Source organism: Pseudomonas sp. NPDC085632 (genome assembly GCF_044541255.1).
Classification (GTDB): domain Bacteria; phylum Pseudomonadota; class Gammaproteobacteria; order Pseudomonadales; family Pseudomonadaceae; genus Aquipseudomonas.
In genome coordinates this window covers 45426-72282 of record NZ_JBITSX010000005.1, presented here as the reverse complement: position 1 = coordinate 72282, position 26857 = coordinate 45426, and the positions used below count along the sequence as shown (strand labels likewise).

General features: G+C 59.2%; 28 protein-coding genes. 15 read left to right on the top strand and 13 right to left on the bottom strand.

Annotation, left to right across the window (positions count from 1 at the left end):
• Nucleotides 1-171 precede the first annotated feature (171 nt).
• Both ACIF4X_RS06450 and ACIF4X_RS06445 read right to left on the bottom strand, forming a co-directional pair.
• Nucleotides 172-1407, bottom strand: coding sequence for a DUF2599 domain-containing protein (locus tag ACIF4X_RS06450; RefSeq protein WP_397481432.1), 1236 nt, complete (start codon nucleotides 1405-1407; stop codon nucleotides 172-174).
• 33 nt (nucleotides 1408-1440) lie between these two features.
• A complete protein-coding gene (locus ACIF4X_RS06445) occupies nucleotides 1441-2736 on the bottom strand; it encodes a DUF2599 domain-containing protein (RefSeq protein ID WP_397481431.1) in 1296 nt (431 codons plus the stop codon).
• A 305-nt stretch (nucleotides 2737-3041) separates the two neighbouring features.
• Between ACIF4X_RS06445 and ACIF4X_RS06440 the strand changes: the two genes are divergently transcribed.
• From ACIF4X_RS06440 to ACIF4X_RS06425, 4 genes are read left to right on the top strand one after another with little or no spacing between them, the layout of a single operon-like run.
• Nucleotides 3042-3347: a DUF2282 domain-containing protein gene (locus tag ACIF4X_RS06440; RefSeq protein ID WP_007918537.1), complete on the top strand. Its 306-nt coding sequence runs from the start codon at nucleotides 3042-3044 to the stop codon at nucleotides 3345-3347.
• Between the two features lie 25 nt (nucleotides 3348-3372).
• Entirely contained in the window at nucleotides 3373-4260 is an 888-nt protein-coding gene (locus ACIF4X_RS06435; RefSeq protein WP_397481430.1) for a DUF692 domain-containing protein, read from the top strand.
• Nucleotides 4257-5015, top strand: a complete 759-nt coding sequence (locus tag ACIF4X_RS06430; protein WP_397481429.1) for a DUF2063 domain-containing protein — start codon at nucleotides 4257-4259, stop codon at nucleotides 5013-5015. The genes ACIF4X_RS06435 and ACIF4X_RS06430 overlap by 4 nt, the downstream gene beginning before the upstream one ends.
• A complete protein-coding gene (locus ACIF4X_RS06425; RefSeq protein WP_397481428.1) occupies nucleotides 5012-5488 on the top strand; it encodes a DoxX family protein in 477 nt (158 codons plus the stop codon). The genes ACIF4X_RS06430 and ACIF4X_RS06425 overlap by 4 nt, the downstream gene beginning before the upstream one ends.
• 11 nt (nucleotides 5489-5499) lie before the next feature.
• On the opposite strand, the gene ACIF4X_RS06420 is transcribed toward ACIF4X_RS06425, so the two are convergent.
• Nucleotides 5500-6414: a LysR family transcriptional regulator gene (locus tag ACIF4X_RS06420; protein WP_064119785.1), complete on the bottom strand. Its 915-nt coding sequence runs from the start codon at nucleotides 6412-6414 to the stop codon at nucleotides 5500-5502.
• 104 nt (nucleotides 6415-6518) lie between these two features.
• On the opposite strand from ACIF4X_RS06420, the gene ACIF4X_RS06415 reads away from it, so the two are divergent.
• The 3 genes from ACIF4X_RS06415 to ACIF4X_RS06405 all read left to right on the top strand — a co-directional run bounded on the left by ACIF4X_RS06415 (nucleotide 6519) and on the right by ACIF4X_RS06405 (nucleotide 9542).
• Nucleotides 6519-7118 carry a short chain dehydrogenase gene (locus ACIF4X_RS06415; protein WP_397481427.1) on the top strand — a complete coding sequence of 200 codons (600 nt, stop codon included), beginning with the start codon at nucleotides 6519-6521 and terminating at the stop codon, nucleotides 7116-7118.
• A 59-nt stretch (nucleotides 7119-7177) separates the two neighbouring features.
• On the top strand, nucleotides 7178-7831 hold the full coding sequence (locus tag ACIF4X_RS06410) for a COG3650 family protein (RefSeq protein ID WP_397481426.1): 654 nt from the start codon (nucleotides 7178-7180) through the stop codon (nucleotides 7829-7831).
• 97 nt (nucleotides 7832-7928) lie between these two features.
• Nucleotides 7929-9542 (top strand): NAD(P)/FAD-dependent oxidoreductase, encoded by a 1614-nt coding sequence (locus tag ACIF4X_RS06405; RefSeq protein WP_397481425.1) that lies wholly within the window; start codon nucleotides 7929-7931, stop codon nucleotides 9540-9542.
• Between the two features lie 133 nt (nucleotides 9543-9675).
• Here the strand turns inward: ACIF4X_RS06405 and ACIF4X_RS06400 are convergent, their stop codons facing one another.
• Nucleotides 9676-10770 (bottom strand): PLP-dependent cysteine synthase family protein, encoded by a 1095-nt coding sequence (locus ACIF4X_RS06400; protein ID WP_397481424.1) that lies wholly within the window; start codon nucleotides 10768-10770, stop codon nucleotides 9676-9678.
• Nucleotides 10771-11020: 250 nt separating this feature from the next.
• Here ACIF4X_RS06400 and nhaA point away from each other — a divergent pair, with 250 nt between their 5' ends.
• From nhaA to ACIF4X_RS06370, 6 genes are all read left to right on the top strand, one after another.
• On the top strand, nucleotides 11021-12208 hold the full coding sequence (gene nhaA, locus ACIF4X_RS06395; protein WP_397481423.1) for a Na+/H+ antiporter NhaA: 1188 nt from the start codon (nucleotides 11021-11023) through the stop codon (nucleotides 12206-12208).
• 122 nt (nucleotides 12209-12330) lie between these two features.
• Complete coding sequence (locus ACIF4X_RS06390; protein ID WP_093438738.1) at nucleotides 12331-12600, top strand: hypothetical protein; 270 nt, start codon at nucleotides 12331-12333, stop codon at nucleotides 12598-12600.
• Complete coding sequence (locus ACIF4X_RS06385) at nucleotides 12597-13337, top strand: zeta toxin family protein (RefSeq protein ID WP_397481422.1); 741 nt, start codon at nucleotides 12597-12599, stop codon at nucleotides 13335-13337. Before ACIF4X_RS06390 ends, ACIF4X_RS06385 begins: the two co-directional genes overlap by 4 nt.
• A 189-nt stretch (nucleotides 13338-13526) precedes the next feature.
• On the top strand, nucleotides 13527-14714 hold the full coding sequence (locus ACIF4X_RS06380; RefSeq protein ID WP_397481421.1) for a colicin E3/pyocin S6 family cytotoxin: 1188 nt from the start codon (nucleotides 13527-13529) through the stop codon (nucleotides 14712-14714).
• Nucleotides 14711-14941 carry a hypothetical protein gene (locus ACIF4X_RS06375; protein WP_397481420.1) on the top strand — a complete coding sequence of 77 codons (231 nt, stop codon included), beginning with the start codon at nucleotides 14711-14713 and terminating at the stop codon, nucleotides 14939-14941. Before ACIF4X_RS06380 ends, ACIF4X_RS06375 begins: the two co-directional genes overlap by 4 nt.
• Complete coding sequence (locus tag ACIF4X_RS06370) at nucleotides 14938-15195, top strand: hypothetical protein (protein ID WP_397481419.1); 258 nt, start codon at nucleotides 14938-14940, stop codon at nucleotides 15193-15195. The genes ACIF4X_RS06375 and ACIF4X_RS06370 overlap by 4 nt, the downstream gene beginning before the upstream one ends.
• Before the next feature lie 61 nt (nucleotides 15196-15256).
• Here ACIF4X_RS06370 and ACIF4X_RS06365 read toward each other — a convergent pair whose 3' ends face one another.
• Nucleotides 15257-15721, bottom strand: coding sequence for a glycine zipper 2TM domain-containing protein (locus tag ACIF4X_RS06365; protein ID WP_008086349.1), 465 nt, complete (start codon nucleotides 15719-15721; stop codon nucleotides 15257-15259).
• Nucleotides 15722-15901: 180 nt separating this feature from the next.
• Between ACIF4X_RS06365 and ACIF4X_RS06360 the strand changes: the two genes are divergently transcribed.
• Nucleotides 15902-16138, top strand: coding sequence for a hypothetical protein (locus ACIF4X_RS06360; protein ID WP_397481418.1), 237 nt, complete (start codon nucleotides 15902-15904; stop codon nucleotides 16136-16138).
• 5 nt (nucleotides 16139-16143) lie between these two features.
• On the opposite strand, the gene pdxH is transcribed toward ACIF4X_RS06360, so the two are convergent.
• The 5 genes from pdxH to dinG all read right to left on the bottom strand — a co-directional run bounded on the left by pdxH (nucleotide 16144) and on the right by dinG (nucleotide 24082).
• Nucleotides 16144-16791: a pyridoxamine 5'-phosphate oxidase gene (gene pdxH, locus ACIF4X_RS06355; protein WP_016986574.1), complete on the bottom strand. Its 648-nt coding sequence runs from the start codon at nucleotides 16789-16791 to the stop codon at nucleotides 16144-16146.
• A 24-nt stretch (nucleotides 16792-16815) separates the two neighbouring features.
• The gene (locus ACIF4X_RS06350) at nucleotides 16816-17922 is read right to left on the bottom strand and encodes an OmpA family protein (protein WP_397481417.1); all 1107 of its coding nucleotides are present in this window, start codon (nucleotides 17920-17922) and stop codon (nucleotides 16816-16818) included.
• A 113-nt stretch (nucleotides 17923-18035) separates the two neighbouring features.
• Complete coding sequence (locus ACIF4X_RS06345) at nucleotides 18036-19181, bottom strand: serine hydrolase domain-containing protein (RefSeq protein ID WP_397481416.1); 1146 nt, start codon at nucleotides 19179-19181, stop codon at nucleotides 18036-18038.
• 189 nt (nucleotides 19182-19370) lie between these two features.
• On the bottom strand, nucleotides 19371-21842 hold the full coding sequence (locus ACIF4X_RS06340; protein ID WP_397481415.1) for a beta-galactosidase: 2472 nt from the start codon (nucleotides 21840-21842) through the stop codon (nucleotides 19371-19373).
• Between the two features lie 95 nt (nucleotides 21843-21937).
• A complete protein-coding gene (dinG, locus tag ACIF4X_RS06335) occupies nucleotides 21938-24082 on the bottom strand; it encodes an ATP-dependent DNA helicase DinG (protein ID WP_034154974.1) in 2145 nt (714 codons plus the stop codon).
• 99 nt (nucleotides 24083-24181) lie between these two features.
• On the opposite strand from dinG, the gene ACIF4X_RS06330 reads away from it, so the two are divergent.
• A complete protein-coding gene (locus ACIF4X_RS06330; RefSeq protein ID WP_223027664.1) occupies nucleotides 24182-24646 on the top strand; it encodes a CopD family protein in 465 nt (154 codons plus the stop codon).
• A gap of 206 nt (nucleotides 24647-24852) precedes the next feature.
• Here ACIF4X_RS06330 and ACIF4X_RS06325 read toward each other — a convergent pair whose 3' ends face one another.
• The 3 genes from ACIF4X_RS06325 to ACIF4X_RS06315 all read right to left on the bottom strand — a co-directional run bounded on the left by ACIF4X_RS06325 (nucleotide 24853) and on the right by ACIF4X_RS06315 (nucleotide 26771).
• Nucleotides 24853-25611, bottom strand: coding sequence for a collagen-like protein (locus ACIF4X_RS06325; RefSeq protein WP_397481414.1), 759 nt, complete (start codon nucleotides 25609-25611; stop codon nucleotides 24853-24855).
• The gene (locus tag ACIF4X_RS06320; RefSeq protein WP_053117797.1) at nucleotides 25604-25885 is read right to left on the bottom strand and encodes a DUF1145 domain-containing protein; all 282 of its coding nucleotides are present in this window, start codon (nucleotides 25883-25885) and stop codon (nucleotides 25604-25606) included. Before ACIF4X_RS06320 ends, ACIF4X_RS06325 begins: the two co-directional genes overlap by 8 nt.
• Nucleotides 25886-26048: 163 nt before the next feature.
• Nucleotides 26049-26771: an OmpA family protein gene (locus ACIF4X_RS06315; RefSeq protein WP_034154971.1), complete on the bottom strand. Its 723-nt coding sequence runs from the start codon at nucleotides 26769-26771 to the stop codon at nucleotides 26049-26051.
• Between the last annotated feature and the right edge of the window lie 86 nt (nucleotides 26772-26857).

Here is a 26857-nt window from a genome sequence, read left to right as displayed (position 1 = left end):
AAAAACGGCCTTCGGGCCGTTTTTTTTCCTCCGCCAATCCTGGATTCACCACAATTCCCCTGTGGGAGCGAGCCTGCTCGCGAAGAGGGAGTATCAGTCAGCACATTTGCTGAATGACACACCGCTTTCGCGAGCAGGCTCGCTCCCACAATGGAGAGTTGTAGCGACCGCTTAGTACGGGTTGCAGTGCTGTGCTACCGCTGTAGCCTGATCGACATAAGGACGTGCCGGCTCAAGGTTCCACTCCGGCTTGTTGCGCACAGGCTTGCCGTCGTAGGTAGCTGCGAGGTGGCAGACCATCTGCCGACGCAGTGACCCGCCATTGACGCTGTACTGCCGCCACTGCTGATCGTCCTTGTGCTTGTTGTACAGCTCGGCAAACATCCGGTCGGTCTGGTCATCCTTGATCGCGCGCCCGCAAGCGGTCGGCACCACCGAAAGCGACCAGGTGTTCGGCCCCAGTTTCGGATCGGGGCGTTGTACCCAAGTGCTCGACTCGATGTACTTCTCACAGAACTGCGGCGCCGCCGGTGCGCTTTGCACGCACGAGAACGTGGCCTTGGCGGTCGGGGTTCGCGGAAAGTCGATCTTGATGATATTGCGGTCCTTGCCGGTCTTCGCCTTGTAGTCGCGCTGATTGGCCAAGGCGTCGTTCAAGCCGCGTTGATCGCTGTAGAAAAACGCCAGAACTGGCAGTTCGTCGGTCTTCGGGTTGCCCAGACGCAGTTCGGTCTGGGTTTGAAACTCGCGGCCGTTGATGACTTTGCGCGCGCCCATGAAGTTGCGAAAGGCGTCGACCCGCTCCTTGCTGCTCATCGGATTGCGCATGTTGAAACCACACTGCAACTGATCTTGCTGCCGGTTGTTATTGAACTGAGTGAAATGCGCGACCCAGGCATTCGGGCTGGCGATCGGTGGCTTCATGGCCTGACAAACCGCTTCGGCCGGCCCAGTGTTTTTGTTGTCGCCACAACCGCGGTCAGTGCGATAGTCGGTCCAGGCGTCATTGGGGAAAGCGCAGTACACGTGCACCGGCGTCTCGGGGTCGCGAATCAGATCCCTTGGCGTAATGAGGTAGCCATTCTGCGTGCTCATGCCGGGGTCTTCATAGCTGATGCCATCGGCGCGCATATACGAGGCGGCGAACGTCCCCAGCTCCACGGCTTTGGGGCTGGGATTCCACACGTCCCATTTCTGCCCCTTCGCCGGATCCGCCCGGTGCGTGCCTCGCACCAGCAGCCCGGAGCAGTCTGACGCGGGGTCCTGCCCGCAACTGTCGACGGTTTTGTTGTACAACGTTTCGACCTTTTTCAGCGTTTCGTCGCACGACTCGGCATGCGCCCACGTCGCCTGAATCAGCAGCGGGAACATGAGCAATGGAGCGATCCTGTTCAAACGTTTTTGCATGGCTTGCATCTCCTTGATTAGCCAAACACACCTTCAACGCGGGACCGGATTGCACCCCGCTGCCCGAGTCTCGCTGTCCGACAGGGCCGGGCGAAACGGCTCGAGATTCCATGGCGTCTTGGCGCGGTAATTGACCAGGACGCAACTCAATTGCTGACGCATGCTGCCGACGGATTTTTCGTTGTCGCGCCAGTTGCTGTCGGCGCCTTTGAGGGCGAACAGTTGCTGGTAGATCGCGTCAAGTTGTTCGTTGGGCAAGGCTCGCCCCGCCGCCGTGGGCACGATGCTCAGGCTCCATTCATCTTTGCGGGTGCCCGGGTCGTAACGTTTGATCCAGTCGGCCGAAGCAATGTATGGCGGTGCAAGCGGTGGCGGCGGGGTGCCGCTCGCCACGCCAAGGTCGATCGCCTGATCGGCCGCGACGTAGCTGAAACGATGTTCGGCGGGCTTGGTGAAATCCAGCCGCAGGATTGGCACGCTGTAGCCTCGGGCCTGGAGTTTTTTCTGGAAATTGCGAGCGCTGTTCAGACCGTTCTCGGGTTTGGGAGGTGCCTGATCACCACGAGTGGCGAAGTTTTGTGTGCTGTTGACGTTGTAGATAAAGGCATCGATGTACTTCATGTTTTCGCTGCCGTCGTTGCTCGCCGTGGCGTTCTTCAACATGAACTCGTTGACCTGCGCGCTGAAGGCAAAGGGATCCTTGTTGGTGGTTTTCGGCCGTGATTCGTGGACCCGGATCATCGCCTTCCAGTCGCTGGGTTTTTCCGCGTTCCACGAGCACTGGCCGTATTGAATCGGTCCCTTCATCAGCCCGGTGTATTTCTGCGTCCATTGCTCGGCGGTACTGACCCCCGCCTCGGCACAGGTGCCGTAGGCCAGCGCAGCATTACGATTACTCATCGTGCCTTGAGCGGCGCGCGGCGGCTCACGGCTGTCGAAGAAACCGCAGCCGAACCACTTGCGCTCAGGCCCGGTGCCGCCATCAAAAGCGTAGATGCAGGTGAATCCCTGCTCCTTGACCGGCAACTTCAGCGCTGCCGCATCGGTAGGCGTGCGCAGGATGAAACCGGCCGGATGAATGAGGATTCGCGTGCTCAGATCCTTGCGGATCCACGAGTAGGACGTCGCGCCAATCTTGATCGCGTAGGGGCTGTAATCCCAAGGGTTGAACGGCCCGTCGTTGACCATGCGCAAAGTCACGCCACTGCAATAGTAGAGGCCCCGCGCGGCACCGGTGTCGGGTTCCTGACAAGCATCCTTGAGGGTGTTGTAGTTGAGGTTGATGCGCTTGAGGGTGTCCTGCGGATCGGACACGGGCTGGGCAGACACCGAACTGAACCACAAGGGAAATGCGCAGGCCAGAGCAAAAGATAAAGTCCGGCGCGATAGCACAGCGGAGTCTGAGCGATCCTTTTTCATGAGATACCATCCTGGTAAATCGGCCCGGGCAAAGGGGCCTTCGAGTTGACTATAGAGCAGCCTCGGCAGTCCGTCGGGACAGAACACAAATTCAGCCTGCAGGTTATTTAAAAATAATTTGCGCAGCGCTGTAACGCATCGCAGTGAGCTTTCTCTAGTGGGGTAAGCAAGCACAAACCGCTTGTAGAAACCCTGACCAAGACTGGAGAAACATCATGACTGCTACCACTCGCACCCTGTCCGCCACTGCCCTGGTTCTGGCCCTCGGTTCTGCCCTGAGCATGGCCGCTGTATCGACCGTCCACGCCGCGGATGCCGACATGGAAAAATGCTTCGGCGTGGCCATGAAAGGCCATAACGATTGTGCCGCTGGTGCAGGCACCACATGTGCCGGTACATCGAAAATGGACTACCAGGCAAACGCCTGGAAACTCGTACCGAAAGGCACCTGCGCCACCACTGAGAGCAAGACCTCGCCGACCGGTTTCGGTCAGATGGAAGCCTTCAAAGCCAAGTCCTGATCATTGGTCTGCCTGAGTGACGATCATGCTCACAATCAATGACCATGCCCGCTCCTGCACTCAGGCAGCCCTCACCGGGCTTCCGGCCCGTGCCGGGCTGGGGCTCAAGACCGGGCACTTTCGTGAAGTGCTCGGTTCACAACCAGACATCGGTTTCTTCGAAGTCCACGCCGAAAACTACATGGTGGCCGGCGGTCCGTTTCATCATTTTCTCGGTTTGATCCGCGAACAGTATCCGCTGTCGCTGCACGGTGTCGGGTTGTCCATCGGTGCTGAAGGGCCGCTGGATCAACAGCACCTCAAACGTTTGGCCGAACTGATTCGGCGCTATCAACCGCACTCTTTTTCCGAACACCTGGCGTGGTCGAGCCACGGCCCGGTGTTTCTCAATGACCTGCTGCCGCTGGCCTATGACACGCCGACGCTGAACCGCGTCTGCGAGCATATCGATCAGCTGCAGAACACACTCAAACGCCCCATGCTGCTGGAGAACCCGGCGACGTATCTGGCGTTCCAGCGCTCGACCATCGATGAAGCAGATTTCATCGCCGAGGTCATCCGCCGCAGCGGCTGTGGCCTGTTGCTGGACGTCAACAATGTCTACGTTTCCTGCGTGAACCATCAGCGTGATCCATTGGCGTATCTCGATGCCCTGCCGCTACATGCGGTGGGCGAAATTCATCTGGCCGGGTTTGCCGAAGATTGCGACAGCCTCGGCGACCGTTTGCTGATCGATGATCATGGCGCGCCCATCGATCAAGCCGTCTGGGCTTTGTACCGGCAATTGCTGCAACGTATTGGCCCGATAGCAACGTTGATCGAGCGCGACAATCAAGTGCCAGCGTTCGAGGTGCTACTGGCGGAAGCTCAGCAAGCTGACGCGCTTTTGCTGGATGCCGGAGCACGCACATGAGCACTCAACGCGCTTTCGCTGCAGCGCTCATCGACACGCGGCTGCCTTGCCCCGAAGGCCTGTGCAGTGCCAACGGCGCTGATCCGGCGAGCCGTTTCGCGGTGTATCGCAATAACGTGCAAGGTTCGCTGATCAATGCGTTGGGCGACAGCTATCCGGTGGTTGCGCAATTGGTGGGCGACGAATTCTTCCGTGCCATGGCGGCCGTTTTCGTACAACAGCAACCGCCGCAAAGTCCGTTGATGAGTTGCTACGGCGAAGCGTTCGCGGACTTCATTGCAGCGTTTGAACCGGCCGGCGGCGTACCTTATCTGGCCGACGTGGCACGCCTTGAGCACCTGCGTACCCTCGCCTATCACGCGGCCGACGCCCTGCCTGTCCGGCCAGAAGAAATCACAGCAGCACTGACTGATGCGCAAACGCTGAGTGAACTGCGCCTCAACCTTCATCCCTCCCTGTACCTGCTCGACTCAGCCTTTGCCGTGGTTGCGATCTGGGGCGCACATCAGCACGACTCGACGCTGGAGGGAATCGACGTCCACCAAAGGCAACACGCCATGGTGTTGCGCAATGGCCTGGACGTCGAAGTGTTTGCCCTCGACCCCGGTGCCAGCAGGTTTATCCGCAACCTGATCGATGGCCAGACACTGCTGGCAGCGGCTGAAAACAGCCCTGAGTTCGACCTCGCGCAAACCCTCGGCTTGCTGATCGCTCGCAACGTCATCACTCACCTGAACAACAAGGAACTGCCATGAACAACCTCATCACCCGCGCCATCGCGCTGCTGGAGAAAATCCCCCACAGCCTGATCGCCTTCATTGCACGTTTCTCGATTTCAGCGGTGTTCTGGAAGTCCGGGCAGACCAAGGTCGAAGGGCTGGCCATCGATTTGATCGACGGCACCTTTCAACTTGGCTGGCCGCGCTTGGCCGACTCGACCATTCCACTGTTCAAAAGCGAATACCACGTGCCGCTGCTGTCGCCAGAGATCGCCGCGCACATGGCCGCTTTTGCCGAGCACTTTTTTCCGCTGCTGATCCTGATCGGCTTCGCCACGCGGTTTTCAGCACTGGCGCTGTTGGGGATGACGATGACCATTCAACTGTTTGTGTATCCGGATGCCTATCCGACTCACGGCACGTGGGCAGCGGTGTTGCTGTACCTGATGACGACCGGGCCCGGTAAGTTGTCGATTGATCATCTGATCGCCCGCCGCTTCGCCAACTGATGTTCATAAGATCAGCGCTGAAGTCGATCCAGCGCCTCGCCGCTGCGCTTGAACCAGCCGATCAAGTAATCCGCCAACACCTGCGTGCGTTTTGGCAGTCCGCCCTGATACGGATGCACCAGATACATCGGCATGCGTCGGGTCTGAAAATCACGCAGCAACCAGCGCAAGCGTCCGTCCGCCAATTCCGCTTGCAGCAGATACGAAGGCAACCGCGCAATCCCGGCGCCCGCCAGTGCGGCTTTCTTGAGCAAGCTGTAATGGTTACTGGCGAACGGCCCCGACACCCGCACCCGCATCAATTCATGCTGCTGGTGATACAGCCATTCTTCGCGACCGCTGTAGTGGCTGTTGAGCAGACAGCGATGCTCGGCCAGAGCCTGTGGCGTCAGCGGCTCACCGAAGCGCTCAAGATAGGCCGGGCTGGCGCAGGTCATTTCCTGCCAGGCCAGCAACGGTTTAGCCACCAGTCGCTCATCATTGGCCACCTCGCTACGGATCGCCAGATCAAAACCGTCCCGTGACAGCTCGCGGTAACTGTTATTCAACTCAAGCTCGATCTGCACTTCGGGGTATTGCTGCGAAAACTCCAGCAGCAGACCATCGAAGAAGGTTTCCCCCAGCGACACTGGCACCGTCATTCGCACGGGCCCTGCCATGTCGTCTTTCAGTCGCGCCAGGGCCTGACGCGCCCGTTCCACCTGGACGACCAGCGCCTGGGCCTGCGGCAACAATGCCGCCCCGGCGGCAGTCAGGCTCAAGCGTCGGGTGGTGCGTTGCAGCAACACCACGGCAAATCGCGCTTCCAGTTGGCTGATGCGCTTGGACAACTGCCCCTTGCTACAGCCCAACTGCTGCGCCGCCAAGGTGAAACTGCCGGCCTCGATCAGCACAGCGAACGCCGCCAGATCATCCATTTCGCTCATGGATTGTTTCCATTTGAAAACCAAAGGTTGCCCATTAGCACGCTTATCCGCAGAAAAAACCACTCTAGACTGGAAACTCGTTCAATCAATTGAGGCAAAGCACGATGAAAATTCTGTTGATAGGCGCTGGCGGCACCATCGGTTCGGCCGTGGACAAAGAGCTCTCGCAACGCCACGAAGTCATCCGCATCGGCCGCAACAGCGGTGACTTGCAGGTGGATATCAGCGACAGCGCATCGATCCGCAAGCTGTTCGAAAAGACCGGCAAGTTCGATGCACTGGTGTGCGCTGCCGGCAACGTAACCTTCGCACCGCTGGCTGAGATGACTGAAGACAGCTTTGCCCTCGGCCTCAAAGACAAACTGATGGGCCAGGTCAATCTGCTGCTGATCGGCCGTGAGTTCGCCAACGACGGTGCTTCGTTCACCTTCACCACCGGCGTGCTCAGCCACGATCCGATTCGCAGCGGCGCGTCGGCAGCGCTGGTCAACGGCGCACTGGACAGCTTCGTGCGCGCCGCAGCCATCGAACTGCCGCGCGGCTTGCGGGTGAACTCGATCAGCCCGACCGTACTGCTCGAAGCGATGGGCAGTTACGCCCCGTATTTCCGTGGTTACAAACCGGTTCCTGCGGCAGATGTGGCATTGGCCTACGCGAAAAGTGTCGAAGGCCTGCAGACAGGTCAGACATTTCACGTGGGCTAAACCCTTGTGATGAACGGTCAGGCTGCGTAACGTGGCGGCACTTGTCTGGAGAGCCGAAGATGCGTGTTGCCCGTTCGTTAGTTCTTGTTGCCCTGCTGCCGTTGTTTGCCGCTTGCCAGTTGCTCGATGGCCAGCGAGAAAGTGCCTCGCACGTCGGGCAGACACGGATGCAGGGTCAACTGACCGCCGCTGACGGCAAACTGGTGTTCCAGCCGTGTCAGGACCAACGCCAACTGGTGGTCAATGACATCGGTGGCACCAGCATTCTGCAAGAGGCGGCAACGCTCGCCGACGAGCAAGGCAAACTGTTTGCCGATGTTCGCGGCAAAGTCACCGGTGATCGGCTCGATCTGACCCAACTGTATCGCGTCGAGCGCTCCGGCACTGCCTGTGATGATCCGAATTTCAAACTGCTGATCCTGCGCGCCGCCGGTCATGGCCCGGAATGGAATGTCAAAGTCAGCGGCAAAGGCATGGTCATTGATCGCGCAGGCCAGCCGCCACTCGCCGTGCCGTATGTTGAAGAACAACTGGGCGACGGCCGCTTCAATCTGAGCAGTGAAGCCAACAACCAGCGCATCGAGTTATGGGTCGCGCCGCAGCGCTGCGTCGACAGCAGCAGCGGTAGCGTGCAGCACATGAGCGCCGAGTTGCGCATCGACGGCCAGGTGCAACGCGGTTGCGGGTATTTCGGCGGATCGCGCAACGACTGAGCGTTTTAGCCTCACCGGATCCGGCCTTTGCGGCTTATAATCGCGGCCTTCAAACGCCTTGGCGCAGTTGTGCGCCCCGCGAACCCGGATCCTCGCCATGTTACGAATCACTGAACTCAAGCTGCCAATCGACCATCCCGAAGAAGACCTGCGCCCTGCCATCGTGCAGCGTCTGGGCATCGCCAGCGATGATCTGCTCGATTTCACCTTGTTCAAGCGCAGCTACGACGCGCGCAAAAAGTCCTCCGAACTGTGCTTCATCTACACCATCGACCTCGAAGTGCGCGACGAGGCCAAGGTGTTGGGCAAGTTCGCCGACGACCGTAACGTCAACGTGGCGCCGGATGTCAGCTACAAGTTCGTCGGCCAGGCGCCAAGCGACCTGAGCCAGCGCCCGATCGTCGTCGGTTTCGGCCCGTGCGGAATCTTCGCCGGCCTGCTCCTGGCACAGATGGGCTTCAAACCGATCATTCTCGAACGTGGCACCGAAGTGCGTCAGCGCACCAAGGACACCTGGGGCCTGTGGCGTAAAAGCGTGCTCAACCCCGAGTCCAACGTGCAGTTCGGCGAAGGCGGCGCGGGGACGTTCTCCGACGGCAAGCTGTACAGCCAGATCAAAGATCCGAAATTCCTCGGGCGCAAAGTCCTGCACGAGTTCGTCAAGGCCGGCGCGCCGGAAGAAATCCTCTACGTCAGCAAGCCGCACATTGGTACGTTCCGTCTGACCGGCATGGTTGAAAACATGCGCGAGCAGATCCGCGAACTGGGCGGCGAAGTGCGCTTCCAGGAACGCGTCAGCGACGTGCTGATCGAAGACGGCCAATTGGTCGGCGTGCAACTGGCGAGCGGCGAAACCCTGCATTCGAAACACGTGGTTCTGGCCCTCGGCCACAGCGCCCGCGACACCTTCCGCATGCTCCACAGCCGTGGCGTATTCATGGAAGCCAAGCCGTTTTCGGTGGGTTTCCGTATCGAACACCCGCAATCGCTGATCGACCGTGCGCGCTTGGGCAAGTACGCCGGCCACCCGAAACTCGGCGCTGCCGACTACAAACTGGTGCACCACGCCAAAAACGGCCGTTCGGTCTACAGCTTCTGCATGTGCCCGGGCGGCACCGTGGTCGCGGCGACTTCCGAGCCGAACCGCGTGGTCACCAACGGCATGAGCCAGTACTCGCGTAACGAGCGCAATGCCAATTCCGGCATCGTCGTTGGCATTACCCCGGAAGTCGATTATCCGGGCGGCCCGCTGGCCGGTATCGAGTTGCAAGAACGTCTGGAATCCCACGCGTTCATTCTGGGTGGCAGCGATTACAAGGCGCCGGCACAGTTGGTTGGCGACTTCATCAATGACATTCCTTCGACTGAACTGGGCGAAGTCGAGCCTTCGTACAAGCCTGGCGTGGCGCTGGGTGACTTGGCGTTGGCTTTGCCGGATTTTGCAATTGAAGCGATTCGTGAAGCGTTGCCGGCGTTCGAGAAGCAGATTCGCGGTTACTCGCTGCACGATGCGGTGTTGACTGGCATCGAGACGCGCACCTCATCGCCATTGCGGATTACCCGTAACGAAACGCTGCAAAGCATGAACGTGAAGGGCTTGTTCCCTGCCGGTGAGGGCGCGGGTTACGCGGGCGGGATTCTGTCGGCGGGTGTTGACGGGATTCGCATTGCTGAAGCTGTAGCGCGGGACATTCTCGGCCTCGAAGCCTGATCAGCATTAGCTGACCCAACACAAAACCCTGTGGGAGCTGGCTTGCCAGCGATGACGGACTCAGACTCAACTAATTGTTGACTGACACTCCGCTATCGCTGGCAAGCCAGCTCCCACAGTTGATTTCAGTGTGTCAGATGTTTGCACGCAGGACTGAAGTCGGCAGCGCCTCCCCACGCTCGGCGCTCGCCGCCACTGCCTCGATCAACCCAGCCAACTCGTACCCCTGAGCCTTCAGCCAATCCTGATCGTAATAAGTGTCGGCATACCGCTCGCCACCATCACACAGAATCGCCACGATTGACCCCGACTCCCCCGCCGCTTTCATCTGCTGCGCCGCCATCAGCGCACCAATCAGATTGGTCCCGCTCGACCCGCCGACATGCCGTCCCAGACGCTGCGCCAGATAATGCATGGCCGCCAGCGACAAGGCGTCCGGCACTTTGACCATTGCATCGATCACCTTGGGCAGGAACGACGCCTCAACGCGTGGCCGGCCAATGCCTTCAATGCGCGAACCGCAATCGAGGCGCAAATCGGCGTCGCCGGTCTGGTAGTAATCAAAGAACACCGAGCGCTCGGCATCGGCGCACAACACGCGGGTGCAGTGCTGGCGATAGCGCACGTAACGACCAAGGGTTGCCGTGGTGCCGCCGGTGCCGGGGCTGGAAATCAGCCAGCTCGGTTCCGGATGTTTCTCATAGCGCATCTGCTGGAAGATCGATTCGGCGATGTTGTTGTTGGCCCGCCAGTCGGTCGCGCGCTCGGCGTAGGTGAACTGGTCGATGAAATGGCCGCCATGTTCACGGGCCAGACGTTCGGATTCGGCGTAGATCTGCGTCGGATCTTTCACCAGATGGCTTTGGCCACCGTAGAACGCGATCTGCGCGATCTTCTCTTTGGAGGTGGTCGCCGGCATCACCGCAATAAATGGCAGGCCCAGCATCCGCGCGAAATACGCTTCGGAAATCGCCGTTGAACCGCTGGACGCCTCGATCACCGGCGCGCCGGGCTTGAGCCAGCCGTTACACAGCGCATAGAGGAACAACGAACGGGCCAGGCGATGTTTGAGGCTGCCCGTGGGATGGCTGGATTCATCCTTGAAATACAACTCGATGCCCGTAAAACCCGGCAGCGGCAAAGGAATCAGGTGGGTGTCGGCGCTGCGCTGAAAATCCGCTTCGATGATGCGGATCGCTTCGCGGGCCCACTGTCGGTTGTCGCTCATGGTGATGGTTCTCGTTGAATCGGCAGGAGATGAAGCTGTTCGAAAGGCTCACTCATCAGCTTAGGAAAATTCCGATAGCGCGCACAGATACAGCTGAGTCTCAATATGTCAGGCAACTGCTAGGCTCAGCGTGGCTTGAGCCAGACACCTTGTAACGACATATAACAAAAAAGAATATAACTTTTGTTTTAACAACTAACAGTACGGGTTAGGGTGTCCCACCTTTTGACTTTATCGATGGAGAGCGACCTTGCCTCTGCGTAGCACTCTCACGCGTTTCTTTCAGTTGGAAGCTGCCAGCGGTCTGTTATTGATCGCCGCAGCCATCCTGGCTTTGATTATCAACAACTCGCCACTGTCGTGGCTGTACACCGGCCTGCTCGACACTCCGGTGGTGGCGCAGATCGGTGCGTTGAAAATCGCCAAACCCCTGCTGCTGTGGATCAACGACGGTCTGATGGCGATGTTCTTCCTGCTCATCGGCCTGGAAGTGAAGCGCGAAGTCCTCGACGGCCAATTGTCCAAGCCGTCGCAGATCGTCCTGCCCGGTGCGGCTGCGATCGGCGGTATGCTGGTACCGGCGCTGATCTACTGGTTCCTCAACCGTGACAACCCGGCAGCCCTTGATGGCTGGGCGATTCCGACCGCGACCGACATCGCCTTCGCCCTCGGCGTACTGGCCTTGCTCGGCAAGCGCGTGCCGGTGTCACTGAAACTGTTCCTGATGACCCTGGCGATCATTGATGACCTTGGTGCCATCGTGATCATCGCGATCTTCTATTCCGGCGAACTGTCGACCCTGTCGCTGGGCCTGGCGGCAGCGTGCATCGCGGCGCTGGTGGCGATGAACCGGCTCGGGGTGGTCAAGCTTGGGCCGTACATGATCATCGGATTGATCCTGTGGGTTTGCGTCCTCAAGAGCGGTGTCCACGCCACGCTGGCTGGCGTGACGTTGGCCTTCTGCATTCCATTGCGCACGAAAAACGCCGAGCCGTCGCCACTGCTGACCCTCGAACATGCGCTGCATCCGTGGGTGGCCTACGGCATTCTGCCGCTGTTCGCCTTCGCCAACGCCGGCCTGTCGCTCAGCGGTGTTACCGTCGAAAGCTTCACTCACCACGTGCCAATGGGCATTGCGGTAGGCCTGCTGCTGGGCAAGACCGTCGGTGTATTCGGCCTGACCTGGCTGGCCGTGAAGATCGGCATCGCCACCCTGCCCCAAGGCGCCAACTGGGGCCAGGTCATGGGCGTGGCGATTCTTTGCGGGATCGGCTTCACCATGAGCCTGTTCGTTGGTTCGCTGGCGTTTGAGCCGGGCGTGAGTGATTACGCCGGGATGGACCGAATGGGGATTTTGACCGGGTCGATTCTGGCGGCGCTGATTGGTTATGCGGTGACGGCGGCGGCGAGTCGCCGCAATACTCTGCAAAACGCTTGAGACGCATTTTTCTACAAAAGTCGAAGCCCTTCTATCCAGAGGGGTTTGGCTCTGAACCTTGCAAGTGTGCTATATCTTTAGCCGACAGCCGCACCTTCTCAGCAGCGATTCTGGAGTCATCCATGTCACGTAAAGCAGAAAAACGCCCAATGACGGACGATCAGATTTCCATACAGGAGTCTCGGATTCCGGACATCGCTCTGAAGGCATTCAGCAACGCCTACAAGATGGCGCTCGCCAATGGCGCTGCTGTGCTCGTTGCTAAAGATGGTCAGCTGTTTGAAGTGACAGAGAAGAGTTCCGTTGTTTTGCGCACAATCGGTACCTACGGAAACCTGAAAAGCGGCACCCGCCTGCACATCAACAAATCCTCGAAACAGGTTAATTCTTGAGCACACCGAGAATACGGATATTCGCCGGCCCGAACGGGTCAGGAAAAAGCACCTTCAATCGACTGGTTCCCGCGCATTTGCTGGGAAACTACATAAATCCTGATGACATAGAACGTTCAATCAAAGATACAGGGTATTTTGACTTCACCTCCTATCGCATCGAAGCTCACAAAGAACACATCTTCGAATTCTTTCGTGAGCACGCTCTACTCAAGAAATCCCCTCACTCATTGGCAAAGCTGGATTCCCTGACAATCGACGGTGAACGGCTTAGCTTCGCAAATACTGTAATCGACTCGTACGTCGCATCAACCCTTTCCGACTTCATACGAAGATCTTTGATCAAAGAGCGAATCAGCTTTACGTTTGAAACTGTCATGTCGTCCTCTGACAAGGTCAAACTGCTCGCCGAAGCTCATGCTTCCGGTTACCGGGTTTATGTTTACTACGTCGCTACAGCCGATCCCCAGATCAACATTGCCAGGGTTGCCTATCGAGTATCACAAGGCGGGCACAGCGTTCCCCCTGAAAAAATAGAAGCGCGGTACTGGAGATCTTTGGAGCTTCTATCTGATGCCATCCTGACGTCGAACAGAGCGTACATATTCGATAACTCGGATGAAGGTAACCAAGGCCTCACGCAGATTGCGGAGATCACTGATGGCGAGCTGATTGAAATAAAATCAGATACTCAGCCTCCTTGGTTCAAAGAGTTCGTGCTCGACAAATTACTGTAGTGCGCTGAACAAATTTTTCCTGCGGGCTCAGTCCTCTGAGTCTCGAACAACAGCCTATCTACAGATCAGCATCCGTCGAACAATCCGCACGTCTTTAGCGACGCGTCCTACAGCCATCATTTTCCTGCTTCGTTAACGTTGCGCAGCCCTTTGCGAAGGGCTGACGATGGATGAACGAAAGGACGATCAGTGGCTGGCAACAAGGACATTCCTCGGGTTCAAAATGCACCGCAAGGCGACGGGCATCACGTGACCTACCGCTACATGACAGCCACGGAACTGGCCGAGCGCGACGCCAGACAAAACGCTTACGACGCCATGCTGGCGCGGCAGGAGGCTTTCGAGCGCAGCCGTGAGGTGGCGGTCAAAAAAGCCGATCCCGTTCGCGCTGGCTGCGTATTCGCCAAGTCCTGCAAATTGCCGGATGCGATTATCGATTACTCGAGTCCTTCGGGGATGGTGCCGACCGACAGCCTGAAGGATTACGGCGAGCTGATCTTGCTGGGCGCTCGTGAGGCTGATGAAAACGGCGCAGTTCCTCTCAAGAAAATCGGCGCAACCGCTATTCCGGCCGGATTTGGCAGTCTGGCTCTGGCGGGATCGGTGTTTGAAGCACTGCCCGCCGTGGTACCCAGCGCGGCTGTTGCGCCTTTGGTTGGTTTGGTTGCGTTGTTTATGCCATCGAATCTTGGCGACAGTGCGCTGTATACCGACGAGCAGTTGCGCGGACTTGAACAGGCGCGAACGCGTGTTCGACTGAGGATCGAACAACAGGCCGACGGCAGCCTGAAAGGTTACGGCTTCTACACCGGCAAGAATCGCGATTGGGAAATGGTTGATGTCGTGCAGTTCAAGTTGCGTGGCAGCCAGTTCATTGCTGACTTGGGCGAAGGTGTAGAACTGATCTGGACGCCTGCCGTGGATGGCTCGGACATCCTTGGTACTCCCGCGCTGGAAGCTGCACCGCAAGCGCCGAATATCTGGGTGTATCCGCCGACGAAAGCGGCGGACGGGATTCTGGTTAATCCGGTTTATCCGCCGGAGTATCGGGATTTTATTCTGGTTTTTCCACCTGGCTCGTTGGTTCAGCCGGTATATATAGTCTTAAACGTTCCTAAAGATTTCAAATACCACCCCGCACCTGTTTCGCTGCCGGCCTTTCCAGACGTGAAACCTGCACCACTGAAAACCTCCGTTCGCGGTGGAGGAAAAAAGCGAAGACGTTGGAAAGATGCATCGGGGAAAATTTACGAATGGGACTCTCAGCATGGCAAGGTTGAGATATACACCAAGCAAGGAAAACATCTTGGAGAATACGACCCGAAAACAGGGAAACAAACAAAGCCTGCCGATTCCACAAGGAGAGTAGAAAAATGAAGCATGTAATAGAGGTATTCGATCGAAAGACTGAGAATTTGCTCCTGACCGTAGAGATCGCGGCGCATCACGAGGAAGCATTGAAGGCGCTGATGAACTGGCAACAACCTGAAGATGAGTTCGATGGCTCTGATTTAGACGAAGAGCAGATCAAAATTTTGGAGGACTGGACTGGAGAAAAGCTCTTGGACGCAACTCATATAATTCAGTTGGTATGCATCGAATGACTTATGGCAACTTCAAGCTGAACCACACCGTCGAGGCATTTAATAAACGCACAGCTCGGTTAGTTTTCGAGATCCCCGTTCCCGATGGAAACATTGAGCGGCTCAGAGTAATCATGCATTGGGTCAATCCCGAAGACGAAATCTTTGGTTATGACCTCGACCAGGAGCAGATAAAGCAATTGGAAACCTTAATCGGTCGATCTTTCTACGACTCTAAATACAATTTTCAAATGGGTTGTTATGGAAGCGAGTAAATATCCTAAAAAAAACCCCGACCAGTCACCTGATCGGGGTTTTCTTTACCCTGCATTCCGCTTAGTGCGAAACGCGGCTGGTCCCGCCAACGGTGGAGATGCGCACGCGCTCGCCAACGCGGAACACTTCATTCTCCTGAACCTGCTGCACATAGGCACGCATGCTGCCGTCGTCTTCACGCACGGTGATTTCCACACCTTGAGTACGGGTCAGACCTTCTTCAGTCGCCGAACCGATCAGACCACCCGCCACCGCACCGATGACCGCAGCAACGATGCTGCCCTTGCCGCCACCGATGGCGCTACCGCCGACGCCACCCACCGCTGCACCGGCGATACCGCCGATCGGGGTTTTGGTGCCTTCGATTTTGACCGGGCGCAGGGATTCGATGGTGCCCATGCGAATCGTCTGCACGCGACGCGCTTCGTCACGGGAGTAGGAGTCACCGGTCAGGCTCGATTGGCAGCCGGTAAGCAACATCGCCATCGTGGAAAAGGAAGCAACCAGCAGAACAGACTTACGCATAGCATCAACTCCAAAGGAACATATATTCATTAAACTCCGCTGCTTGACGCCTGTCACGACGCAGCCCGGATAAATTGGCTTTCATTCAGGCGCGGTACAGACGCCTGCAAGGTTTCCCTGACATAGCCCCTACAGTAGCGCCAAATTGGCAAATCTGCGCCACCGACACCAAGGATTTTCATGGATTACTTCATCATCGTCGTCACCACTGCCGCCGGTTTGTACTTCCATGGGTGGTTGTACGTACGGATCAAGCGCTGGATGGATCGGGATCTGGCGTTGTCGCTGGCCGGAAAGGACGAAGACAAACGCGCCTTCATGCTCGAACAGTTGGCGAACGCTCAGACCCAGAAAATCAAGCGCCGGGATCTGCCGAAGTGGCTCGAGACCGCTGCGGCAGGCTATCCCGCTCGGTAGACTGCTCAGGGTGCCAGACGTTCAAGAATCCAGTCGGCGCCCTGCACACGGTAGTTGAGGCGATCGTGCAGACGGCTCGGACGGCCCTGCCAGAATTCGATGCGCTCCGGCAGCAAGCGGTAACCGCCCCAGTGTTCAGGGCAGTCGGGTTGCGTGTCGGAGAAACGCTGCTCGGTGGCCTTGAGCAAATCTTCCAGTTCACCGCGCCCGTTGATCACCCGGCTCTGCGGTGATGCCCAGGCACCGAGACGGCTGCCCAGCGGACGCACCTGATAATACGCATCGGACTCCGCAGGCGTGACCTTCACCACCCGCCCTTCGATGCGCACCTGACGTTCGAGGGTTGGCCAGAAGAAGGTCATGGCGGCGAACGGGTTGGCCGCCAGATGCTGGCCCTTGGCGCTGTCGTAATTGGTGAAGAAGGTAAAGCCCTGCTCGTCCAGGCCCTTGAGCAGCAGAATGCGGCAGTGCGGCCGCCCATCCTGGTCGACCGTGGCCAGGGTCATGGCGTTGGCTTCCACCGGCGCCTGTTCGGTTTTCACCGCGTCGGCGAACCACTGGTGGAACAACGCAAACGGCTCGGCCGGGGCTTGCGCCTCGGTCAGACCATCCCGGGTGTAATCACGACGCATATCTGCCAGAGCCTGGGTCATGGCGCATTCCTTTTCGTTAGCGGATCACTTCTTGGTGGTATCGGTCGCGGCGACTTTCTTGTCGGTCGCGGCGGCTTTGGCTGGTGTGGTTTTCTTCGCTGGAGCCTTGGCCGGGGCCTTTTTAGCTGGTGCTTTGGCAGCGGCTTTCTTGGCCGGAGCCTTTTTGGTTGCCGGCACAGCGGCCTTTTTCGCCGCAGGAGCCGGGGTCACCGGTTTGGCGACTGGCTTGACGTCTTGCGCCGCAACCATGGTCACTGGCTTCGGTGCTGGCATGTTGTATTTGCTCAGCAGGGCAACCATGGTGTTTTGTGGGGTCACCAGCAGTTCGACACGACGGTTCAGAGCACGGCCTTCAACGCTGTCGTTGGCTGCACGCGGGGCTTCGGAACCCATGCCGCGCAACATCAGGCGATCGCGCTGCAAACCGCTGAGGCGGAAGATCGCCGCAATGGCCTGGGCACGTTCCTGGCTGAGTTTGATGTTGGCCGGTGCAGCGCCACTCGAGTCGCTGTGGCCCAATACCAGAACGGCAGTTTTCGGGTCGGCTTCGAGGATTTTCGCCACGCGAGTGAACGGGCCGAGGGTAACCGGCAACAGCATGGCCGGACGATCCGGGTTGAACGACCCTTCGACCGGCGCGGTCACCACCAGCACATTTTCACGGCGTTCGAGTTGCAGGTTGCTGTCCTTGACCGCTTCACGCAGGCGCGGCTCGTAGTCATCCAGCCAGGCTTGAGTGACTTTCGGGTCCGGCATCGGCACCGCTTGAGTGGTGGGTTGATCCTTGCCACCGAACGGCCACCACCACTTGCTGCCGGTATCGGCGTCAGCCTTGGCCACGGCGACCGGTTTCTTGGCTTCAGGCGCTACTTCAGCCTTCATGTCAGCCTTGGCGGCTTCATCATCGGAACCGAACGGCCAGTACCAAGGGTTGCTGCTTTCGGTTTTCGCCACCGGAGCAGTGGCGGCAGGTTTCAGTGGAGCTGGAACCGGTGCCGGCTCTTTGGCCGCCACTTTGTCGGAAGAACCGAACGGCCACCAACTACCGCCGTCCGCATCGTTTTTCGGGGTCTGTGCACAACCGGTGATCGCTACACACAGGGCCAGGGCGAGGGTCTTTTTAGATGACATTGAAAATCCACAAAATGAAGTAATGAAAAATCAGAGCACTTTCGCCCGGATAAACAGTCGGTTTGAAACGAAAAACAACTTGAGGTTCCGCCCCTGGGACCTCGGATGAAACTTTACAGACAAGTGGCAAGCACCCGCGCGAGCTTCTGCGCGCGCGGATCCATCAAGACGTACGGCCCAAGGGTATTTGTCACAAAACCGAAGGCAACATCATGCTCAGGATCAGCGAAACCGATGGAACCGCCCGCCCCCGGATGACCGAATGCACGAGGGCCGAGACCGTAAGTGGCGTTGGGCACATCCGGTTGATCAAGCATGCAGCCCAGACCGAAGCGGGTGCGGGTCAACAAGGTCTTGTCTTCGCCAAGGCTGTGTTCGCGGGTCAGCTCTTCGAGCATGTCGCTTTCGAGGAGGCTGCCATCGAGCAGACCGGCATAAAAACCGGCCAGACTGCGTGCATTGCCGTGGCCATTGGCCGCCGGTTGCTGCATGCGTCGCCATTCCGGTTTGTTGGTGCTGGTGAGCACCGACGGCGGATTGGTGAAAGCTCGGGTGGTCATGGCGGTCGGTTCGCGCAGGGTCACTTGCAGCAGACGTTGCGCGGCGGCATCACCGGCGTTGCCCTTGCCGCGAGCAATATGCGCGACACGGTGAAATTCTTCGTCAGCCAGACCGACATGGAAATCCAGGCCCAATGGCTTGGCCACGCGGGCGACAATCGATTCGCCCGGGCCACGACCGTCGGCGCGTCGGAGCAATTCGCCGACCAGCCAGCCGTAAGTGATCGCGGCGTAACCGTGCCCCGTGCCCGGCGTCCACCATGGTGCTTCTGCCGCAAGGGCATCGACCATGGTTTGCCAGTCGTAGAGGGCTTCCGGTGCCAGCAGCTCGCGCAGCGCCGGCAGCCCGGCCTGGTGGCAGAGCAATTGGCGCAGGGTCACGGATTCTTTGCCGGCAGCGGCGAATTCCGGCCAGTAGCGGGCGACCGGAACATCCAGTTGCAACTTGCCTTCGGCGACCAGTTGCAGGGCGGTGACAGCGGTAAAGGTTTTGGTGCAGGAGAACAGGTTGGCGATGGTGTCGCTGTGCCACGCTTCGGCGCCATCCTTGTCGGCAGTGCCGGACCAGAGGTCGAGGACGGTCTCTCCGCCGACCTTGATGCACAAGGCTGCGCCGCGTTCCTGGGGATCGTCGAACAGTGCGGCGAAAGCCTCGCGCACCGCTTCAAATTGAAGCTCGTAATGTCCCTGAATCTGCACCCGCAACTCCCCGCGAAAACGCTCTACAAAGTGGGCCGCATTGTTCCAGCCCTTGAGGGATTTTGGAACAGCTGCGGGCCAGACGGTTAAAAGCAAAATCAAAAGATCGCAGCCTGCGGCAGCTCCTACATGGGATTGCGTTCTTTTGTAGGAGCTGCCGAAGGCTGCGATCTTTTAGCGTTTCAAACCTTAATGACCATTCCCCGAATGCCCACCCGCATGCCCTGTCCCCGCGCCCTTGCCGGCCTCGCCTTTGCGGCCACCTTCAGCTTCATGCACCGGCGCTTTCTGCGCCTCCTGCCCCAACTGATCAATCGCCTGCAAATTGCTTTTGCGCACGGTCTCGACAAAGCCCTGATACGGCAGATCGGTCACGCCCACCAACCCAAAGTGACCATTCTCGCCATCGAGCAGACGCCCGGTCACCGGTTGATCCAGATACTGGAACCAGTGCACGCCAACAATCGAAGGCTCGCTCAAGGCCTGCTTGAGGAAGTTGGCGTAGGCCGGGCCGCGATCTTCTTCTTTGCTCAGTTGCGTCACGCCACCCCAGAACGGGCCGCGATCCGCTGAGCCAAAGTTGAATTCGGTGATCATTACCGGTTTGTCCAAAGCTCCCAACGCAGCAAAGTCATAACCATCCTGCGGTTTCAGCGTGTACATATTGAAGCTCAGCACATCGCAATACTGCGCGCAGGACGCCACGGCTTCCGGGGTACTGATGGCGAAACGGCCGCCAAGCAGCAACTGGTTCGGCGCGTGCCATTTCAGCGAGTCGGAAATGGTTTTGAAGTAGGTATCGGCGAAAACCTTCTGGAAGTATTTGAAGTCCGCCTCGATTTCCGGGTGCTCGGGGTTCGGCAGAGGCGGCACAAAACCCGGATCTTCCATCAATTCCCAAGCGGGCAGATCAATGCCCCACGCCTTCGACAACCCTGCCTGATTGCGATACTTGTCGCGCAGTTGCTTGAGGAACGCGCGTTTGGCCGGCACGTCGGTGGTCATTTTCAACGTGCCGTAAGCCAGTGCATAACGGGATTTCGGGTCATCGCCGGGGCCGGCCCAGGCCAGTTCGTTGTCAGCGTAATAGCCGATCAGCCAGGGATCATCGCGATGATCGCGGGCGGCGATGGCCACGGCACGCTCGGTGGCCATGGCGAAACGCGGATCGAACGGATCGGGCATGCCGCCCCACCAGTCGCTGCCGGTGCTGATACTGGTGTAATCGCCGACGATAGAAAGGGGCAAGGTGTACGGCACACGTTCGGCTTCATTCAGCGAATCGGCGCTCCAGTTGCCGACCGTGTTGAAGCCCCAGGCTTGCAGGCGATCCAGCGTGTGGTTGGCCCACTGCTGCTGATCAATCATCGCCTTGCACGGTACGGCAACCTTTTCAGTGGTCACTTGAACGGTTTCAGTCTTGGCCGCTTCAGCGACGCCGGACTTCGGCTCGGCCGGCACGGCGGCAGGTTCTGCGGCTTTGGCGGCGGCGGTCTCAGTGGCTTCAGCCTTCGCCGCTGCAGCGACCCCGGATTTGCCTTCGCTTTGCGCTTTGCACGGTTCGCCGTATACACGCTGCAGGTTGGCGCCATAGAAGTCGTACCAACGCCCGTTGCCGTAACCTCGCCCCTGATCGGCGCCATTGCCGCCACGGTTATCGCCTTCACCGAAGTGACTGGCCAACGGTTCGTCAGGTTTAGGCAAAGATTCGAACATGTACTCGCGACCGGCCACGTAAGTCTGGCTGACGTCGGGGCTGACGGTATTGACGCCGAGGGAGTAAAACGGATGCCCCTCAGGCGTGACCAGATACCAGCGGCCATCACGTTTTTCGGTGCGGAAGAAACCGCTGGCCTTGAACGCCGGGCCTTTGCTCCAGCCGCCAAATTTGTCCAACGAGGACTTCTCACGCTCGGCCAGCCAGGTTTTCAGCTGTTGCTGTTCCTTGGCGGCGGCGGATTTCAGTTGTTCGTCGTTGCTGACCTTTTCCGGCCACTTGCTGCGGGTCGACTGCCCGTAGGCGTCGACCAGATTGCCGTACACCGCTTGGGTGACCGAATCGCCGTCCTGCACGCCGAAACGCTCCAACAGCAAGCTCTGGGCGACTTTCGGCTGATCCATCGACAGACTCACCGAGACCACTTGGCTGCGATCAATTTCGCCGCTACTGCTGGCCAGCAGAATCCGCTGACCATCGACCGTCATCGGCATCGGCGGCCCGGCTTTCATCCCCTGACTCAGCGGCGTCGACGCGATCAGCGGTACCAACAGGGTTTGCGCAGGGCCGGCCGGCAGGTCGACGCGACTGACCAGTGTCCGACCGTCGTTGCTCTGAATCTGCACGTAGACCGTCACCGCCCAGTCCATTGCGCTCTGCAACCGCAAGGTCATCATGCCGGACTGCGACCAGTCCCACGCACCGGTCTGCGGCGTCAGGCGCAAGGTCGGACGGGCGACCGGATTGAACGTCACCCGGCGCAGTACTTCACCCTCAGGCGTTTGCTCGGCGTTGGCTTGCGGCAGATCAGCGTTTTCGGTGGCGATTTTCACCACGTCGGCAGGACGAACAAAGTTGAACAGGGTCTGCTGACCCGCAGGCGCCGCAAACAGCGGCGTGGCGAAGATCAAGGCGAATACGGCAGGCAACGAACGGCGGATCATAAGAACGGAGTTCTCCCTAACGACCAACAAAGGCCAATGGAAAAGCGATAGCAGAGAGATAGACAACGCGGCGGGCAAAACTGCCCACCGATGTCTCAGGATATTTCACGACGGAAAGGTGGCAACGCATTGAGGATCGCCTTGCCGTAGCGCTGGGTGACCAGACGCCGATCCAGCAAAGTGATGGTGCCGCGGTCTTCTTCGGTCCGCAGCAAGCGTCCGCAGGCCTGAACCAGTTTCAGCGAAGCATCGGGCACGGAGATTTCCATGAACGGATTACCGCCACGGGCTTCGATCCACTCCGAAAGCGCCGCTTCAACCGGATCATCCGGCACCGAGAACGGAATCTTGGCAATGACCACGTGCTCGCAGTAGGCCCCAGGCAAGTCGACACCTTCGGCAAAACTGGCGAGACCGAACAGCACGCTGGAATCCCCGCCATCGACCCGCGCCTTGTGCTTGTTCAAGGTTTCCTGCTTCGACAGATTGCCCTGAATGAACACTTGCTTGCGCCAGTCGCGGTCGAGGCCGTCGAACACGTCCTGCATCTGTTTGCGCGAAGAGAACAGCACCAGCGTGCCGCGCGAACCTTCGACCAGATCCGGCAGCTCACGGATGATCGCGGCCGTGTGAGCGGCGGCATCGCGTGGGTCGGCTTTCAGGTCCGGCACCCGTAACACACCGGCATCGGCGTGATGGAACGGGCTCGGCACCACGGCGGTGACGGCTTTTTTCGGCAGGCCGGCGCGCATGCGGAAGCGGTCGAAAGTGCCCAGCGCGGTCAGCGTTGCCGAGGTCACCAGACAGCCGTACGCCACGTTCCACAGGCTGCGACGCAAGGTTTCCGCCGCCAGAATCGGGCTGGCGTTGACCTCGATGTCGAACAGCGAACCGCTTTCAGCAAGCGTCAGCCAACGCGCCATTGGCGGGCTGTCCTCCGGGTCTTCCGCGGTGAACGCCGTCCACAGTTCCCAGTTGCCGGAGGCACGGGACAACAGGCTGCCGAACAGCGGATACCACTCTTCGGCCTGATTGCTGGCGATGCCGATGTTGACCTCGCCATCCATGCCTTCCTTGAGCAAGTCAGTCAGGCGCGTGAACAGATCGTTCAAACGCGAGAAACCCTTTTTCAGCTCGATGCCCATTTCGCGCATGTGTTCAGGAATCACCCCGGCGACGAAACGATGACGCGGGCGCTCACGGCCTTCGACGTCTTCGCCGGGCTTGAAATCGGCGACTTGTTCGCAGGCGCTGAACATGAACTGCTGCTGGGCCTTGATCTCGCGCGCCAGCTCCGGCACCTGTTCGATCAATTTGCCGAGGTCGCCCGGCAGCGGATGCTGGGCCAGCAGTTTGGTGAGGTTCTTCGCGGTGGTTTCCAGCCAGTCGGCGGTGGAGCGCAGGCGCGTGTAGTGGGCGAAGTGGCCGATGGCCTTGTCCGGCAGGTGATGGCCTTCGTCGAACACGTAAATGGTGTCGCGCGGGTCCGGCAGTACCGCACCGCCGCCCAAGGCCAGGTCAGCGAGGACCATGTCGTGGTTGGTGACGATCACGTCGACTTTGCCCATGCCTTCGCGGGCCTTGTAGAAGGCGCACTGGCCGAAGTTCGGGCAATGGCGGTTGGTGCACTGGCTGTGATCGGTGGTCAGACGTGCCCAGTCGGCGTCTTCCAGCGCGTTGGGCCAGCTGTCGCGGTCACCGTCCCATTTATTCCCGGCAAGCTTCTCGATCATGCTGGTGAACAGCTTCTGACTGGCCTCATCGACCTCGATCTTGAAGCCTTCTTCTTCGAACAGCTGGGCAGTGGCGGTTTGCGCGTGACCTTCCTGCAGCAACATGTCGAGCTTGGACAGGCACATGTAGCGGCCACGGCCCTTGGCCAGGGCGAAGGTGAAATTCAGCCCGCTGTTGCGCATCAGGTCGGGCAAATCCTTGTAGACGATCTGCTCTTGCAGCGCGACGGTCGCCGTGGCGATGACCAGTCGTTTGCCGGCGGCTTTCGCGGTCGGGATCGCCGCCATGCTGTAGGCCACGGTCTTGCCGGTACCGGTGCCGGCTTCCACCGCAACAATTGCGGGGTCGCCACTGCGCCGGCCTTCGTCGTCGGTGTCGATATCCCCGAGGACTTTGGCGATTTCAGCGATCATCAGGCGCTGGCCGTAACGCGGTTTGAGGCTCTTGGCCTCTAGAAAACGCGAGTAGGCGCCCTGGATCGTGGTTTTGAGTTCAGTGCTGATCATGGATTGTCGGGCGCAAAAAACGCTGGATAAATTTTCAGTGGTTTCGGATGGCGGCTATCATACCCCGCTAATTAATCCCGCGCAGAACGGAGTGCCCCAATGACACCTTTTAGCCTCGTTTACCCCCTGCATGTGCTGTCCGCCCTGGTCTGGGTCGGCGGCATGTTTTTCGCCTGGATGGTCCTGCGCCCGGCGGCTGTGAAGGCTCTCGACGGCCCAGCCCGACTGACCTTGTGGGTGGAAGTGTTTCAAGGTTTTTTTCGCTGGGTCTGGGTCGCGGTGATCCTGTTGCCGATCAGCGGCGTGGGCATGTTGCATTTGCAGCAGGTCGGGTTTGAGACCGCGCCGAAATATGTGCAGGTGATGATGGGGCTGTATGTGGTGATGACGGCGTTGTTTATTCGGATTCAAGGCTTGATGCTGCCTGAGTTGCGTACGGCGGTGGACGCGAAGGACTGGCCGGCGGGCGCGGCGGTGTTGGGGCGGATTCGCCGGGTGGTGGGGCTTAACTTGATTGTGGGGTTGGTGCTGGTGGCAATTGCGGCGGCTCGGCCGATGATTTGAAGATCGGGGATTAGATCAAAAGCCCCTCACCCTAGCCCTCTCCCGGGGGGAGAGGGGACTGAATGGGGGATATTGAAGAGATACGCCGACTTGAAAATTCTCTGCCGAATCCATAATCGACTCGGTTTTTCAGGTCGATGGATAGCGTGAGTCACCTCGGTCGGCCCCCTCTCCCTCCGGGAGAGGGCTGGAGTGAGGGTCTGCTTTTACAGGCGCTGCACGGTCACGGCACCCGCCGCGCCCACCGGCCCAGGCTGGCCATCCGTCCCGGCCTTGCCATTCTTGCCGCCATCGGCGCGATACACCAGGCAACCCTTGGACTTGCCGCCCTTCCCTGCTTTACCGCCAACACCCGCCGGGCCACCGTTGCCGCCCGCCACGTTGACCTTGATCAGCTCCGTCGGAAACTCGCGCGGCACTTCGAGACGTACCAGCGCCCCCGGTGCGCCCGGTTGGCCGTCGCTGCCGTTGCTCCCATCAAAACCATGCCCGGCCGAGCCATAAGTGCAACCCGGGTCTTCACCGTTACCGCCATCGAGGCCGACAAAACCCGGCGCGCCGGTGCCGCCACGGGCATCGACCAACAGTTGCGGCGCGTTCAGCGCCTTGAATTGCAGATTCAGATTGCGCCCTGCACGGGCGGCTTTTTCATAAGTCCCGGGCGCCCCGCGTGCAGTGATCTGACTGCCTTCACTGAGTTCGGCACGGGCCACTTTCAATTCCAGCGCCTGCTCGGCCGGAACGATCGCAATGCGCGCTTCATGGCCAAGACGCAATTCGCCCACCGTCAGTTCGGTCACGTTGGCGGGAATCAGCAAGGTGCCGTAGTCGGCCACGTCCAGACGCTCGAGCTGCAAGGTGCTGGTGGTATTGGGCAAACGCATCAGCGAGTTGGTTTCGACGCTGACCACCTGGGCACAGGCCAATGGGCTGATAAATGCAGCGAGCAAGCAGAGTTTACGCATGGGAAGAAGCCTCCGGAGCGGCCGGGGCCGGGATGGTTTGCAGGTGGAAGACGCCGAACAGCAGGATGCGGCCACGGTCACGCCAAGGGTGCGGACGACCTTTGAGGCTGCGATTGCACAGCAGTACTTCGAGCACATGAATCAGCAACAACAGGCCGCCGGCCAGATTGACCAGCAGATGCAACGGATGTACGAACGGCACCAACTGATTAGCCAGTACCACGCAGCAGAACAGCAGGGTCAACAACCGCCCCAGCCCCCAGAACACTTTCATACGCTCCCCCGTGTTGCGAATTATTCTTTGGGCGCACAGTAACGGCTTCTGCGGGGGATAAGCCAGAGGGGTAAATGAAAAAACTTCTATCGTCTGCCAAATGGCTGCCGGGACGATGATGATTATCGCCCGGCAGCTCTAGCCTGCGCCCTACAGACGCGCCCTAACGATTTATGTGCAACTCCACGCGACGGTTCTGCGCGCGCCCCTCATCGGTGGCGTTATCGGCAACCGGCTCACTTTCACCGCGCCCTTCACTGGTGAGTTTGTTCGGCGCCAGGCCCTGGCTCAGCAGATACGCCGCGACACTGCTCGCACGTCGTTCCGACAATGCCTGATTGTAGGCATCCGAGCCTTTGCTGTCGGTGTGACCGACAACCTTGATGCTCACCACGTCGGCATTACGCAGTTTGTCCATCAGCGTATCGAGCTGGGCTTTCGCCGCCGGGGTCAGGTCGGACTTGTCGAAATCGAACAGCACGTTGCCGGCATCGCTCAAGGTGATGACTTCAGTCTGCGGTGCCGGCTCCGGCACTTTTTCCGTAACCGGGTACTGCGGCAGCGGGCAACCACGGTGATCGACCGGGGTGTTTTCCGGGGTGTCCGGGCAACGGTCGCGGCGGTCGAACACGCCGTCGCCGTCTTCATCGCCGTCCTGGGCATAACAGATCAGTCCGCCGGTAAGAATCCCCAGCGCTGCGCCGCCACCGGCCCAGCCGCCACTTTCAATGGCGCCGAGACCGCCACCGACCAGCCCGCCGATAAGGCTGCAGATCGGCCACGTACGTTGATTGAGGGGTGCAGTGCCATCGCTGTGAGTGGCGCAACCGGTGAGCAAGCTGCCAAGCAGTAGCACCGGCAAGACGGACCTTGAGAAAACAGTCATTGTGAAAGCTCCTGTGTCACCGGCCCATACCGGTTACACAGGAGTAAAGACCCGCATCCGCGACTGCACAAGCCGCGGATGCGAGA